12 protein-coding genes and 1 pseudogene are annotated in these 14,934 nt (G+C 38.5%); 7 read left to right on the forward strand and 6 right to left on the reverse strand.

Features of this window, described 5'->3' with window-relative positions; genetic code table 11:
• Window positions 1-38: 38 nt before the first annotated feature.
• On the reverse strand, window positions 39-2,246 hold the full coding sequence (locus ACQ86H_RS07935; RefSeq protein WP_138817956.1) for a RelA/SpoT family protein: 2,208 nt from the start codon (window positions 2,244-2,246) through the stop codon (window positions 39-41).
• Window positions 2,247-2,356: 110 nt separating this feature from the next.
• On the opposite strand from ACQ86H_RS07935, the gene ACQ86H_RS07940 reads away from it, so the two are divergent.
• The 4 genes and pseudogenes from ACQ86H_RS07940 (at window position 2,357) to ACQ86H_RS07955 (ending at window position 5,746) form a co-directional block, all read left to right on the forward strand.
• Window positions 2,357-2,971 (forward strand): DUF4294 domain-containing protein, encoded by a 615-nt coding sequence (locus tag ACQ86H_RS07940; RefSeq protein WP_431294376.1) that lies wholly within the window; start codon window positions 2,357-2,359, stop codon window positions 2,969-2,971.
• Between the two features lie 6 nt (window positions 2,972-2,977).
• Window positions 2,978-3,490 carry a glutathione peroxidase gene (locus tag ACQ86H_RS07945; RefSeq protein ID WP_431294377.1) on the forward strand — a complete coding sequence of 171 codons (513 nt, stop codon included), beginning with the start codon at window positions 2,978-2,980 and terminating at the stop codon, window positions 3,488-3,490.
• Window positions 3,491-3,498: 8 nt separating this feature from the next.
• A complete protein-coding gene (bshB1, locus tag ACQ86H_RS07950; RefSeq protein ID WP_431294378.1) occupies window positions 3,499-4,215 on the forward strand; it encodes a bacillithiol biosynthesis deacetylase BshB1 in 717 nt (238 codons plus the stop codon).
• 170 nt (window positions 4,216-4,385) lie between these two features.
• Window positions 4,386-5,746, forward strand: a pseudogene (locus tag ACQ86H_RS07955) (acyl-CoA dehydrogenase family protein).
• 539 nt (window positions 5,747-6,285) lie between these two features.
• Here ACQ86H_RS07955 and ACQ86H_RS07960 read toward each other — a convergent pair.
• The 4 genes from ACQ86H_RS07960 to ACQ86H_RS07975 are packed head-to-tail and all read right to left on the reverse strand — an operon-like array spanning window position 6,286 to window position 8,907.
• The gene (locus ACQ86H_RS07960; protein ID WP_431294379.1) at window positions 6,286-7,146 is read right to left on the reverse strand and encodes a hypothetical protein; all 861 of its coding nucleotides are present in this window, start codon (window positions 7,144-7,146) and stop codon (window positions 6,286-6,288) included.
• Between the two features lie 26 nt (window positions 7,147-7,172).
• Window positions 7,173-7,574 carry a hypothetical protein gene (locus tag ACQ86H_RS07965; protein WP_431294380.1) on the reverse strand — a complete coding sequence of 134 codons (402 nt, stop codon included), beginning with the start codon at window positions 7,572-7,574 and terminating at the stop codon, window positions 7,173-7,175.
• Between the two features lie 2 nt (window positions 7,575-7,576).
• Window positions 7,577-8,518 carry an aminotransferase class III-fold pyridoxal phosphate-dependent enzyme gene (locus ACQ86H_RS07970; RefSeq protein ID WP_431294381.1) on the reverse strand — a complete coding sequence of 314 codons (942 nt, stop codon included), beginning with the start codon at window positions 8,516-8,518 and terminating at the stop codon, window positions 7,577-7,579.
• Window positions 8,519-8,544: 26 nt separating this feature from the next.
• Window positions 8,545-8,907 (reverse strand): hypothetical protein, encoded by a 363-nt coding sequence (locus ACQ86H_RS07975; RefSeq protein ID WP_431294382.1) that lies wholly within the window; start codon window positions 8,905-8,907, stop codon window positions 8,545-8,547.
• Between the two features lie 198 nt (window positions 8,908-9,105).
• Here ACQ86H_RS07975 and ACQ86H_RS07980 point away from each other — a divergent pair, with 198 nt between their 5' ends.
• Window positions 9,106-9,660 (forward strand): hypothetical protein, encoded by a 555-nt coding sequence (locus tag ACQ86H_RS07980; protein WP_431294383.1) that lies wholly within the window; start codon window positions 9,106-9,108, stop codon window positions 9,658-9,660.
• Window positions 9,661-9,775: 115 nt separating this feature from the next.
• On the forward strand, window positions 9,776-10,327 hold the full coding sequence (locus ACQ86H_RS07985) for a tyrosine-type recombinase/integrase (RefSeq protein ID WP_431294384.1): 552 nt from the start codon (window positions 9,776-9,778) through the stop codon (window positions 10,325-10,327).
• On the opposite strand, the gene ACQ86H_RS07990 is transcribed toward ACQ86H_RS07985, so the two are convergent.
• Window positions 10,324-10,605, reverse strand: coding sequence for a hypothetical protein (locus tag ACQ86H_RS07990; protein ID WP_431294385.1), 282 nt, complete (start codon window positions 10,603-10,605; stop codon window positions 10,324-10,326). The two genes, ACQ86H_RS07985 and ACQ86H_RS07990, sit on opposite strands and share 4 nt — an antisense overlap.
• 1,083 nt (window positions 10,606-11,688) lie before the next feature.
• Here ACQ86H_RS07990 and ACQ86H_RS07995 point away from each other — a divergent pair.
• A complete protein-coding gene (locus ACQ86H_RS07995) occupies window positions 11,689-14,931 on the forward strand; it encodes a SusC/RagA family TonB-linked outer membrane protein (RefSeq protein WP_431294386.1) in 3,243 nt (1,080 codons plus the stop codon).
• Window positions 14,932-14,934 lie beyond the last annotated feature (3 nt).

Genomic DNA, 14,934 nt, shown 5'->3' on the forward strand with positions numbered 1-14,934 from the left:
TCGAAATTATGACCTCGGACCTTTAACTTTCCAACTAATTAAGCATCAAATCTTGTAACGCCTGTAACCCCTCTAACTTTTAACAAATTCTTGATCAGATTTTCGAGGTGTTCAGTATCATTTACAAAAATCATAATAGAACCATCAAAAATCCCCTCATTAGTATCAACAGTAATCGAACGCATATTTACTTTAAAGTCGGTAGAAATAACCCTGGTAATATTGTTAATCAAACCGACATCATCAATACCTACAATGCGTAAGCCGGTTAAGAAAGTTAATTCCTGCTGTTTGTTCCATTTAGCCTTTACCACACGATAACCATAATTGGCCATTAGCTGTGCTGCATTTGGGCAATTGGTGCGGTGAATTTTTATACCTTCACTCACGGTGATGAAACCAAAAACATCATCGCCAGGAATTGGGTTACAACAGGCTGCCAAGGTATAATCAATGCGCTGCATATCTTCACCAATGAGTAAAATATCAGATTCTCCACCTTTAATTTTACTCTTGATTCCATCTACAGAAAGATTTTCAGGGCGTTCCGGTCCACGGTTTTCGACTTCCTTTTCGCTTGACAGATATTCTTTGATATCTTTCAGCTCTATTTTCCCGAGGGCTACATTTACAAAAAGCTCTTGTGTAGAAGGCAGCTTAAAGAAATAACTTAGCTTTTGAATGTTATCGGTATTGTAAGTAATTTTTAATGACTTTAGCTTTCTTTCCAGGATTTCCTTGCCATTTTCGGCAATTTTTCGCTTTTCTTCTTTTAGCGATGACTTAATTTTAGATTTGGCTTTAGCAGTAACCACCACGTTTAACCAATCTTCTTTTGGGGTTTGCTTGCTTGAGGTAATAATCTCTACCTGATCGCCATTTTGCAGTTTATATGAAATCGGAACCAGCTTATGGTTAACTTTAGCACCGATACAGGTAGCGCCCACATCGGTATGGATTTCGAAAGCAAAATCCAATGCGGTAGCGCCCAAAGGCAATTGTATTAAAGCGCCTTTTGGCGTGAAAATAAAAATCTCATCCGAGAAAAGGTTCATTTTGAAATCGTCAAGGAAATCTAAAGCATTGGCTTCAGGATTGCTTAACATTTCGCGCACTTTCTGGATCCATTGATCCAGACCGTTATCGTTACTTGATTCTTTATATTTCCAGTGTGCAGCAAAACCTTTTTCTGCAATTTCATTCATGCGTTGTGTACGGATCTGTACTTCAACCCATTGTCCGCGTGGACCCATTACCGTTGTGTGTAAACTTTCGTAACCATTTCCTTTTGGTGAGGAAACCCAATCGCGTAACCGATCTGGATTTGGGCGGTATAAATCCGTTACAATAGAGTACGCTTTCCAGCAATCGGCCTTTTCATTTTCGGGGGCCGAATCCAAAATAATCCGGATGGCAAAAAGATCATACACTTCTTCAAAAGGGATATTTTTCTTTTTCATCTTGTTCCAGATGGAGTGGATTGATTTGGGCCTGCCGTAAACATCGGCTACTAAACCTTGCTCATGAACAATCTCATCAATCGGTTCAACGAATTTTTTGATGAAAAGTGCACGCTCTGCTTTTTTCTCGTTTAATTTTTTAGCGATGAATTTATAAGTATCAGGATCAAGATATTTCATTGAAAGATCTTCCAATTCTGATTTTATGGCATATAAACCTAATCTATGGGCTAGAGGAGCGTATAAATAAATGGTTTCTGAAGCGATTTTAAGCTGCTTGTGGCGGGGCATAAAATCCATTGTACGCATGTTGTGCAAACGATCGGCAAGTTTGATCAGGATTACCCGAACATCATCAGCCAAAGTGAGTAGCATTTTGCGGAAATTCTCAGCCTGTAAAGAGCTATTGGTATCGAAAACGCCAGATATTTTGGTCAAACCATCGATAATTTTAGCAGTTTTCTTACCAAACTCACGTTCAATGTCTTCTAAAGTGATGTCGGTATCTTCTACCACATCGTGTAGCAAGGCACATACTATAGAGGTTGTTCCTAATCCAATTTCTTCGGCAGCGATCTGAGCGACAGCGATAGGATGGTATATGTAAGGTTCGCCAGATTTACGGCGCATATCTTTATGGCTTTCCAGTGCCATATCAAAAGCTTTTCTGATTTCTTTTTTATCGCCCTTTTGTAAAGTAGATTTGCTTGCCCGTAGTAATGCCCTATATCTTTTTAGAATCTCTTGCTTTTCCGCCTCTAAATCAATCACTAACTCTGTTTTCATTTGTATTTTTTGCGTAAAAATTTGCGTCTTATTTATGAATAAAACTTATATTAGTTTTGTGAAACAACTAATATATGAAATAACACCTAACTTTGTAAAAGTATAAATTTATGAAATTTAAAGGGCTCTTTTTTCTTTCTATTGTAATGATTTGCAGCATTTCGCTACGGGCCCAGGATCCTTCTGCACCTGTATTTCCAAAAAAGGGTAAAAGTGATACGATTAGAGTAGCCTCAACAAATGATAATGGTGTGATGATTCCCTGGATGCAACTTAATGAGGTTAACATTTACGCAGCAAGAATCTGGAAATCGCCGGCAGAACAGGCTGCCTACAACCGTTTAAGGTATAACGTATTAAAAGTAATGCCTTATGCACTTTTTGCAAAACGGCGTTATGAGCAATTGGAGCAGGATTTGGCCAGAAGTCCTGAGAAAAAAGAACAAAAACAACTGGTTAAACAATGTGATAAAGAAATTAAAGACATGTTTAACCGCGAAATAAAGGAACTAACGATTACTCAGGGTCAGATTTTAACGAAACTGATCGACCGTGAAGTGGGCAGAACAACATACGATATTGTAAAGCAAACCAAAGGCGGTTTCGCTGCATTTTCTTATCAGATTGTTGCCCGCGTGGTAGGACATAATTTAAAAAGCACTTACGATCCGAATGAGGATAGGGATATAGAATCTATTATCCGTACCTCAGGATTTTATCAATAACATATAATGCAGGAACGCATTCCGAATATTTATTCATTTAAGGTTAAAAAAATTAATGGCGAAGAACAACCATTATCAGCCTACCGCAACAAAGTTGTTTTAATTGTAAATACTGCATCAGAATGTGGTTTTACGCCACAGTTAAAAGAATTACAGCAACTTAAAGACGAGATTAATAGCCCTGATTTTGAAATTCTGGGCTTTCCCACAAATGATTTTGGGAAGCAGGAACCTTTAAATGGATCCGATATCGTATCTTTTTGCGAGATCAACCATGGCGTAAAATTCCCTGTTTTTGAAAAGATTATGGTTCGTGGCGAACATGCTCACCCACTTTATCAGTTCCTGAGCGATAAAAAGCAAAACACCAAATTAAGTTCGAAACCCCGTTGGAACTTTCATAAATACCTCCTGAACAAAAATGGCGAACTGGAAGATTATTTCTTGCCCTTCACCAAGCCATTGAGTTCGAAAATTAAAAAGAAAATTCAGCAACTGCTGAGCCAAAATACCCAATAATTTAAATCATGAAGTTAGATATTTTAGTTATAGCCGTGCATCCTGATGATGCAGAGCTTTGCTGTTCCGGTACTATTTTAAAACACATTGCCCTTGGTAAAAAAGTTGGAATTGTAGATTTAACAAGAGGCGAACTCGGTACACGTGGTACAGCAGAAACTAGAGATGAAGAGGCCGCAGATTCTGCGAGAATTTTGGGTTTACATGTTCGCGAAAATTTAAGAATGAGGGATGGCTTTTTTCAGAACGATGAATTTCACCGTTTAGAAGTAATTAAAGTCATCAGAAAATATCAACCCGAAATTATTTTAAGCAATGCTTTGGAAGACCGGCACCCTGATCACGGAAGGGCAGGCGACCTGGTTTACGATTCGGTTTTTTTATCAGGTTTACCAAAAATCGAAACGTTGATAGATGGTGTTAAGCAAGAGGCCCACCGTCCGAGGTTGTTGTTGCAATATATCCAGGACAGATACTTGAAGCCTGATATTATTGTAGATATTTCTGATCAGATGGATAAGAAAATTGACTCGATTAAGGCTTTTAAAACACAGTTTTATAATCCTGATGTAGATGGATTGCAAACTTATATTTCATCACCTGAATTTTTCGAAAGTGTGATTGGCCGTTCAAGAGAATTTGGTAAAAGCATTGGCGCCACTTTTGGTGAAGGCTTTACTTCGCGGAAATTGTTGGGCGTAGATAGTTTGTTTGATTTGAGGTAGTTTTTTTACCGCAAAGAAAAGAAGTGTTACGCAAAGTGCGCAAAGCTGTGGAGATTTGTCTTACTAAGATTTCTCTTCCTTTTCCTTAGCGAAAAACTTAGCGGCCTTTGCGGTTACTTTGAAAGTCCAACAAAACCGTCCTTCATTTGTTATTCTGAAAACGAATAATAATGGCGAATATATTCTCATCTCTCAAAAACGCTTACCATCTTTTTAAACATGTAGATTTCGATAAGTTAGAGGCTTTATCGAAAAAAGTCGATTTACCTAAAATGGTCGAAACCATATCAAGCCTGGATGATAAACAAATCCAGGGGATGATGAAAATGATGGGTGGATCGGATAAAAAGAAAGAATTACCCCCATTGAAGGTGATTTTTACCATTTGGGCGACGAAGCGCTCAAAGATGAGGATCGCGAACTCCAGTTAAAAGTACGTGCTTTTTTAGAAAAAGAAGTGAAACCCATTGTTAACCATTACTGGAACAAAGCTGAATTCCCATTCGAAATTATCCCAAAACTTGCCGAACTCAATATTTGTGGTTTAACCTATAAAGGTTATGGCTGTCCGGGGAAATCGAATTTAATGGAAGGTATTTTAGCAATGGAAATGGCTAGGATTGATACCTCAATTTCTACTTTTTTTGGTGTACAAAGCGGCCTGGCCATGGGATCGATCTATTTATGTGGATCGGAGGAACAGAAACAACAGTGGCTACCACTGATGCAGCAATTTAAAATTATCGGTGCATTTGGTTTAACGGAACCTGAAGTGGGGTCGGCTGCAGCCGGGGGACTAACCACAACCTGCAAAAAAATAAATGGCAAATGGGTATTAAATGGCCAGAAAAAATGGATAGGTAATGCCACCTTTGCCGATATCTTAATTATTTGGGCACGTGATGAGGGAAGTGGAGACGTAAAAGGCTTTATCGTGAAAAAAGATAATCTTGGTTTTGCTGTAGAGAAAATGCAGGATAAAATGGCTTTACGGATTGTGCAGAATGGCATTATTACTTTAACCAATTGCGAAGTTGAAGAAGCTGATCGCCTGCAAAATGCAAACTCTTTTAAAGATACGGCTAAGGTACTGCAAATGACAAGAGCGGGTGTGGCCTGGCAGGCGGTAGGCTGTGCTCGCGGAGCCTATGAAAATGCCTTGGAATATACCCAAACCAGAAAACAGTTTGGTAAACCTATAGCTTCTTTTCAATTGATTCAAAATCACCTGGTGGAGATGTTGTCGAATTTAACGGCCATGCAAACGCTGTGTTTTCGCTTGTCGCAATTACAGGATCAGGGTTTGTTGAAAGATGAGCATGCTTCTTTAGCCAAGGTATTCTGTTCATTAAGAACGCGTGATGTAGTAAGCAAAGCAAGGGAAGTGATGGGCGGAAACGGTATTTTACTCGAATATAATGTAGCGCGTTTCGTAGCAGATGCTGAGGCGATTTATTCGTATGAGGGTACAAAAGAAATTAATACACTAATTGTAGGTAGGGCCATTACTGGTTTTTCTGCTTTTGTTTAGGGGGCAGGAACTCACGAGGTTTGAAAGGGTAAGAGCAGGTTGGAAACTTCGTTAGTTTTGAGCTGAGACAATTAGTTGCTTATCAGCCTTAGCGTAGTCGAAGACTGATTTAGTATAGTAAATGCCAGGATTTTAGGGTTTGAAAACGAAAGTCAATGTTTCATAGGTGCTGTAGCCCTGCCATTCGCTGCAATCTTTTTGCGGGTTTTGAAGTGATGAGGAACCTCTGTGTTATAGCTTGCAGATGCTTCGTGCCTCAGCATGACAGTATATTAAGGTTTCTGCTGGCAAAAAGGATTTTCGCTGCTGTCAGGTTTATTGAACAGCGGTTTTTTCAAGGCACAAAACATTGTTCATAAACCCGATTGGAACGGATGCCTCCCGATTTTACATCGGGATCAAATTGGCAGGAGGGAAAGCGGGGCTGAAAATGCCAAATGCACAAAACCCTTCATTTCCAAATCATAAGGATTAACGCAGTTGGCAAACTACTCCTGGAATTTTAAATATTAGAATGCTGAGTATTTCATTCTGTTTAATTAAATCGCTTTTAATACCCAGGTTTCCCGGATTCTCCCAACTCTATTCGCCTGCTCTTTCATTTTTTTTAATAACTCCATATCAATATATTTTAGTGAGGAAAGTTGATGCCAAACTGAAGTTGCTTTAGTTATCAATTTGAACCCTTGTTCGAGAAAAAAGTGTTCAGCCTGTTCAAAGCTGTCAAACTTATTATCTTCTACATGATGTGCTTCCAGAAACTGAGAAAAATGATCATTGGTTTCATTTTTAAGCGCTGGTCGTTTAACATATATGTCAGCAGTGATCCAATAACCACCTCTTTGTTTTAATGATTTATGGATGGTTTTACATAATGATACCTTTTCTTCAGTATTTAAATACATCAATAAACCTTCATTTATAATACTAATCGGGCCGAGAGGCATTTGATTTATAACATTTGAAAAAGCATCCCCATCCAAAACATTTAAAGCTTCGGTTTTGAGTTTGCCCTTTAGTTGTAATTTCTCATCAACAATCAGCCGGTCAACCAAATCTTTTTTGATATCGATTACCCCTTGTAAATCGGTATCCAAATAATAAATAGTTGGATGCCTTAAAACCAGATCCAAGCCCCTGAAAGAGTAACCAGAAGAAATTTCCAGAATATTTAAACAACCTGATGCAAAAAGTAAGCTATCCAGAGATAAATATCTACTCTCAAAATGCACCAACCGTTTTAAAAATACCTCATCAAAATCTTTATGATTTAATTTTTCATGAGCTTCATTACCGTAAATTAACTTAACAGCATCAGCTACAAAGGGAATGTCCGTTAAGCTTTTGGCCAGCAATAGCGATTTTGCTGATGAACTTATCGAACTGTAATCACGATTCATGCGTAATTATACAAAAAAATCTGCGTTTAAAACGGATGCCTATTAAATGCGACCTGACTCATTGCGCTTTTTTCGTATAGCGCAATACAGGATTTATTAAATTGAGGATCGAAGTTTACTTCCCCTGGTTCTAATGTTTTCGGGATATTAGCGTTTTCCATAAAGAAGTAAACTTTTGTATTTCCATATTTGGTATGGGGCATTAAATTACCATAATCTTCCATTTCTTTCCATACTGAATCTTTAACCGTTACCACATAAATCCTTTGTACAGGACCAGTATTGTTGGCATTTCTATATTTTAGGATTTCCTTGAAGCCAGCTTTCGTATCTTCAATTCCCGGTTGGTCAAAAACATCCCTGACCATGAAGAATATCAATATTAAAACGCCTATCGGGATGATATAAACCAATGATTTTCTGTTCATGCCTACAATAAAGGCAATATTTTTTCCATAACCGTCAATCCTTCGTCAATATGCTTTTGCTCGATACAAAGTGCCGGACGAAAACGTATGGTTTTCTCGCCGCAACCCAGAAACATTACGTTATTTTCTAATCCTTTGCCAATAAACTTATTGCGCATTTCTTTTGTTGGGAAATCAAAAGAACATAACAAACCTCTTCCGCGCACATTGGTCATTTGATCAAACCTGTGAGACAGATTTTCGAGTTGATCTTTTAAATACAAACCTACTTTTGTAGCATTCTCACAAAGCTGATCTTCTTCTACAATTTGTAAAATCTGTGTAGCGCGCACCATGTCCACCAGATTACCTCCCCATGTTGAGTTAATACGGCTTGGTACTTTAAATACATTGGTTTCGATTTCGTCTACCTTGTTACCCACAAGAATACCGCAAACCTGCATTTTTTTACCAAAAGCAATAATATCTGGTCGGGCCTTTTCACTAAAGTGCTGGTGACACCAGAATTTACCGGTTAAACCTACGCCAGTTTGTACTTCATCATAAATTAAAAAAGCTTCATTTTCATCTGCCAGTGTTTTAAGTTGGATTAAAAACTCTTCCCGCAGGTGATTATCTCCACCTTCAGATTGGATTGGTTCTACAATTATCGCACAGATATCATCTTTATTATCTGTAAAGGCTTTTTTGATCTGTGCAAGCGAAGCTTCTTCAGTTTCAATGGCATGACTTAAATTATTTCCTGAAAGTGGAAATTTAACTTCCGGAACAGCTACCCTTGGCCAGTCGAATTTGGCAAACCATTTTGTTTTATCTGGCAGGGTATTGGTTAAGCTTAAAGTATAACCCGTTCTGCCATGAAAAGCCCTTTCGAAGTGTAAAACATTAAAGCCTTTTTCTTCAGCGTATCCTTTTGCAAAATTTTTCTGAACTTTCCAGTCCATCGCTACCTTAATTGCATTTTCTACTGCTAGGCCACCACCAGCAATAAAAAAACATGTGGCAGGTAATCTGGAATACCAACTTTAGAAAATGTTTCAACAAACTGTGCATACTGCTGGGTGTAAACATCTGAGTTAGATGGATTGGCTAATGCAGCGAGGAGAAGATTCTTTTTAAACGCTTCATCATTAATCATTTTAGGGTGGTTATAACCTAAAGGAACAGAGGCAAAACAAGTGAAAAAATCGAGTAAAGTTCTATTGTATTTCGAATCGTAAATGTATGCGCCACGACTTTTTTCCATATCGTAGGTGAGGTCGAAACCATCGGCCAAAATGTGCTTACTTAACGATTCGTTAACGCGATCTGCAGGTACTGTTAATTGATACATAAACTTGGTTTTGGTATAATCCAAATTTAGTTAAATGTGCCTAAAATCAAAATTTAAGCACTTTTTGTGCCCGTAGGATAAAAAATAGGTTTAAACAGTTTATTGTATGATTTTTAAAAAATACCGCTTGTTTTTGTATTTAAAGGCTTATTTTGTAATTTAGGGGAAATTTAAGGGGAAAAATAAAAGTGCGTTTAAATGAAATCAACCAAGGTTTTGAAAAGATGGAACGATATTGAGTTCAAACTCTATGTTCCAAAGAAAATCGATGCTAACAACAAGATAGAGGTACATTTTCCGTTTTTGAACCCAGAAACGGGAAAAAACAAAAACATAAAAAAAAGTACGGGGATTGACAGATATGCGTCAAAAAAAATGTATACCGAGCAGGCCAGCCTCCTAATTGATGCTCTGATCGAACTTTTGACCGCGGGTTGGAACCCGATATCCGATACCTATCCCGACTATATCAAGCTCACCGGTCAGAGTAAAATGGGAGAGTGTATCAGGGCGTGGCTAAAACTCCGTACCCTTGACTTCGAAAACGGTACAATCTCACAGGAAGAACTCAACACCACTACATTTTTATTCAACTTCTACTCAGAGTTCCTTAAGAAAAATAATGTGTTCTTACAGAAACCTTCCCATTTTACAGTTAACGATATCAATTTCTTTATGCGCACCATGGAAAGGAAGCGGGGTTTATCGCCTGTTACCTATAATTCATATATCTACCGGTTGACTTTTTTATAAATTTCTTTACCATGAAAGGGTAATTAATTACAATCCATGTTCTGTAGCTTACAAGTACAAAACAAAAAAACTGAAGACCCGCTTTGAGATATTTGAACCAGAGGAAATCCAGACGGTGAAAGCATTGTTGATAGGTGCACCTAATTACCGGGATCTGCTGATAGCCTGTAAATTTCTCTTCGAATATAACATCCGTGAGGCCGAACAGTTAAGGATCCAGCTCGGTTGGATCAACTGGGAAAAGGGTGAACTGACCATCCCTGAAACGGTTATCGAACGGGGGCGCATGGTCAATGGTACAAAAAATGGATTAATGGCAAAGTTTCAGTTAAGAAAGGACATGCTTGATCTTTTAGCGGAATATATTGGCAGTTTTGACGATAAATCCAATTTCCTATTTGGCGGCCATTATAAGCCAGGCGCAACACAGAGAAACAAGCAGTTCCTGAGCAACCGGTGGTGGAAGTTCAGGGAGGATTTTCAACTTTCAAAGAACTTAAAGCTTTATGCTTTAAAGCACACGGGCAACTATGAAAGCCTGGAGACAGTGGGAATTGAAAAGCTTTCAAAGATGGCAAGGCACTCATCAATATCGCAGACCCAGGATTATGTTAAATCAAAGCTTGACAAGCAGCTCATAGTAATCGATGGTAAGGCAGAGTTTTAACCCGTCTTTTTGTTTCTGGTCAAAAGCTTGTGTTTGATAAGGGTTTTTCTTTCCTCCCGGTCTATCCTCGGTTTTTTAGGCACAACTGGTTTCGTATATATCCGTTTTATATAATGAATGTCGTTCTGAAGCATTTCTGTTACACCCCAAATCTTATTTAATAGCCTTCTAAGTATCGCTATTTCATCTGTTTCTATTGGATCAAGATGATTTTGGTCAGAGTTTTCTAGTTGCCTGCTCTTAATGTGGTTGTGGTTCGAATCTTTGTTTTTATCCATTATCAAATAATTAAACCTTAAAATTACCTGAGCCGATTTTTAATAATTGACAACATTTAGAAAGTGTGGTAAAAAATCGGAGTGAGCACCCATAGATAAAGGATCGTCTAGTAATCCAACCTAGATAATTATCTAGGCAGTGGATTTGCAGGATTAAAGGTCATACCTCTGCCATTTACCGACATGATGTCTTTTGTTTTAATATTAAGATAAATTCTTTAGGATCTCAGAAATAATACTCAGATCAAAGTTTTTAAATTTGATCTGGCCAATGATCAAAGTTAATACGGTAACCAATATTTACAATATTACGTTAGTTTGCATTACCCATAAATATTGTGGAAACTGCAATCCAATGGAATTATCAAGAAAATATCCCCTGATGTCATATCTAAGGAACCGCCATATGACCTATTTGATAGGAGATATAACAAAAAGTTGTTGACCAGTACCCCGCTGGCTTGCTTAACCAATGCCTTCAATGCTTCGACTCTTTTCTGTTCTATATTCAGCGCTGTAATCTGATAAAGCTGCAGCTTGAGTTACCGGTAGGAATCTGCTTGTTGTTCTTTAATCCAATACCGGGCTTCTTTTGGTAAAGGAGCGGCCTGGCTATGGAATGACCACCTCCTCCAATCTCATAATTCTTAATATCCCATTAAGCACGCTCTTTCGGATTGAGTCCAGCTTGCTGGAGTTCTGCTGGTGATAATAGAGATAGGCTTCAAAACATTTATTCGAGTTGTTCGTCAATTTAACCCGATCGGTACTTCCCGATTATATACACTGAATTTCAGATATTTAGTTGTATATAATTGAGATTTATGCCAGTCCAGGTTGTTCTGATAATAATCGCCATTTTTTTTAAGCAATTCAGGTTACAGCTAGAGAGTTGGTATGGCAGCATGGGTTAATCCTATAAATAAGTTTTGCTTTAAACAATATATGTACTGGAAAGTAATTTATATGCATATGCAAAATTTTCAGTTTTAAAGTCCATGTAAAACCTGTCAAAATCCATTTTTTAATGATTGTCATAGTGTTAAATTAGTAATTCTAATCAAATAAACCGGAATTCTAATTATGCTTATTAAAAAACTAAACCTAAGAAGTTTAACCAACTTTCTTCTTCTCTGTTGTGTGCTGTTAAGTGGGAACGCTTTTTCGCAGACGTCAAAAATTACTGTCACAGGGAATGTGGTAGACACCACAAATGCAAATTTAAATGGGGTAACTGTAGCTGCAAGGGGTAAAACAAACATGACAACGACAACCGATCTGAACGGTAAATTTGTGCTGGATGTAATACCGGGTACGGTGATAAACTTCAGTATGGTAGGCTTTGTTTCCCAGAGCGTTACCACTACCAGTGAAACAAAAGTATTACGGATTAAATTAGCTGACAATAAATCCGATCTGGAGCAAGTTGTTGTTACGGCTTTTGGAAAGAAACAGTTAAAAGAGGCTGTGGTCGGTTCGGTGGTAACTATTGACCCCGGAAAATTGGTCTCACCTGCCAGTAATCTTACCAATGCCATCGTTGGCCAGGTGGCTGGGGTTATCGGATTTCAAACCAGTGGCCAGCCCGGATTAGATAATTCTAATTTTTTTGTGAGAGGGGTTACTTCCTTTGGTTACCGGCAGGAACCCATTATTCTTATCGATAACATTGAGCTCACTAAAGATGATCTGGCCCGTTTGCAGGTAGATGATATTGCAAGCTTTTCAATCCTTAAGGACGCCAGTTCAACAGCCTTATATGGTGCAAGAGGTGCTAACGGAGTAATTTTAGTTACTACGAAAAGGGGTAAATCGGGTAGACCTAGAATTGATCTGCGTGTCGATAATGTCATCTCTGAGCCTACTAAAATGATTGGATTAAGTGATCCGATGACCTACATGAATATGTATAATGCGGCCGAACGGTCTCGTCCGGAAACCTATTCTGGTGACTTTTTTAGTGCCGATAAAATCTATAATACCCAACAAACCATCAATAATGCACCAGGAAGCAATCGTTTTGTATATCCAGCAGTAGATTGGATGGATCTGATGTTTAAAAAAAGAACCAATAATTTGAAGACTACTGCCAGTATCAACGGTGGGGGAAACGTAGCCAATTATTTCGTATCTGGATCTTACTCAACTGACAATGGGGCTTTAAAACAAAGTCCTCAGAACGATTTTAATAATAATGTAAGTTTCAAGACTTATCAATTAAGGGGTAATATAGACATCAACCTCACAAAATCAACTGTTTTTTCGGTAGATCTTTGGGGTATTTTTAATGACTATAGTGGACCTATAACCAATAATGCCTCATTTGCTACAGATCTATACGCGCAAGCTACCCACACAAGCCCAGTTTTATTTGCTCCTTTTTACGAGGCAGATCAGGCCAATCAACTCAGCCAGCATATCCTTTTCGGGAACGGAAGTGCAGCAGGAGCGACAGGTACCAATGCAGGTTTACAGTATTATAATCCATATGCGCAGATGCTAAGGGGCTATAAAACTTTTTCAACTTCAACCATGCAGGCTACAGTGAGGTTAGATCAAAAGTTGGATTTCATAGTTCCCGGTTTAAGTTTTAATGGTTTTTTTAATACGAACCGCTATTCTTACTTTGATTATCAGATGGCCTATCAGCCATTTTATTATACTGTTACATTGCCAGGTGGCTATGACAGGGTTAATAACAGTTATACACTTACATGGATCAATAATCAACCTGGACAGGCTACAGAATATCTGATTTATTCTCCAGGGAGAAAGGATGCTACTGCAAGGATGCACTTTCAAGGAAGCTTGAATTACAGCCAGCGTTTTGGTGATCATAAGATAGATGCCCAATTGGTGGGAATACGCCAACAAACGCTCAATGCGAATGGAGTTGATCCTGCAAATGGTCAACCTAGCTTGCCATACGCCCTGCCTTATCGTAACCTCAACTTTGCGGGAAGATTAACATATATGTTTAAAGACCGTTATATCGTTGAGCCTGGATTTGGATACAATGGTTCTGAAAGGTTTGAGGAAAAAAACCGGTTTGGTTTTTTTCCAACCATTGGAGCTTCCTGGATCGTATCCCGAGAAGGATTCTGGAAAGGTGCATTGGCTAATATTTTAACTTCTTTTAAATTAAGGGCAAGCGTAGGAGCTACCGGAAATGATAATATAGGTGCACAACGGTTCTTTTATCTTTCAGACGTAAATCTCCAACCTTCGGGGGCCGGAGCAGTTTTTGGTACAAATAATATCTATACAAGGCCTGGTGTAACGATCAGAAACTATCCAAATCCCGAAATTACTTGGGAAAGAAGTGTGATCCAGAATTATGCCATTGAAACTACATTTTTTAAAAAACTAGATGTTATTGCTGAATATTGGCAAAAAAATACAAAAAATATTCTTTTGCAAAGGCTAGTACCCCAGTCTACCGGGCTGGAAGCCGCGGTATCAGCAAATTTGGGGACTGCCAAATCACATGGACTGGACTTAACTGCAAATTACACACAGTCGGTAAACAACAATTTAACCATACAGTTTCTTTCAAACTTTACCTTCTCAAAAGGCAATTATACCCAGTTTGAAGAACCCAATTACGCAGAATATTACCGTTATGTAAATGGTGCAATACTGGGTCAACCTCGTGGCTACATCGCAGAACGGCTTTTTGTGGATGATAATGAGGTTGCTGCCTCCCCAGCCCAAGTCTTTGGCGGTATAGTGAGAGGAGGGGATATAAAGTATAGGGATCTAAATAATGATGGACGTATTACTGTAGCAGATCAAGCACCAATAGGATATCCTACCACGCCCCAAGTTTCTTACGGTTTTGGCTTTAGTGTGCGGTATAAGGCATTTGATGTGAATGCGCGTTTTCAAGGGCAAACAAGGGTATCTTTTTACATCAGCCCAAGGGATGTTAGCCCATTTATTGTTCCATCCTCAGGCGGTGTAGTTGGTCAGACATCGCTATTGCAAGCATTTGCAGAGGATCACTGGTCCGCAGAAAATCAAAACCTATACGCACTCTATCCACGAATGGGTACCAGTGCCGCTCAGGTGCAGAACAATATGCAACCGAGCACATGGTGGCTTAGGGATGGTAGCTTTTTAAGAATGAAAATGGCCGAATTCGGTTATACACTACCACGCAAGTTGCTCGAAAAAATACATTTGTCAAAATGCCGCATATATGTCAGTGGGAACAATTTGTTCAATATTACAAATTTCAAATTGTGGGACACTGAACTTGGTGGTAATGCCTTTACTTATCCCATTCAAAGACAGTACAACTTGGGGCTTAACATCGGTATTTAATCC

It is taken from the genome of Pedobacter sp. P26 (assembly GCF_050632135.1).
Lineage (GTDB): Bacteria > Bacteroidota > Bacteroidia > Sphingobacteriales > Sphingobacteriaceae > Pedobacter.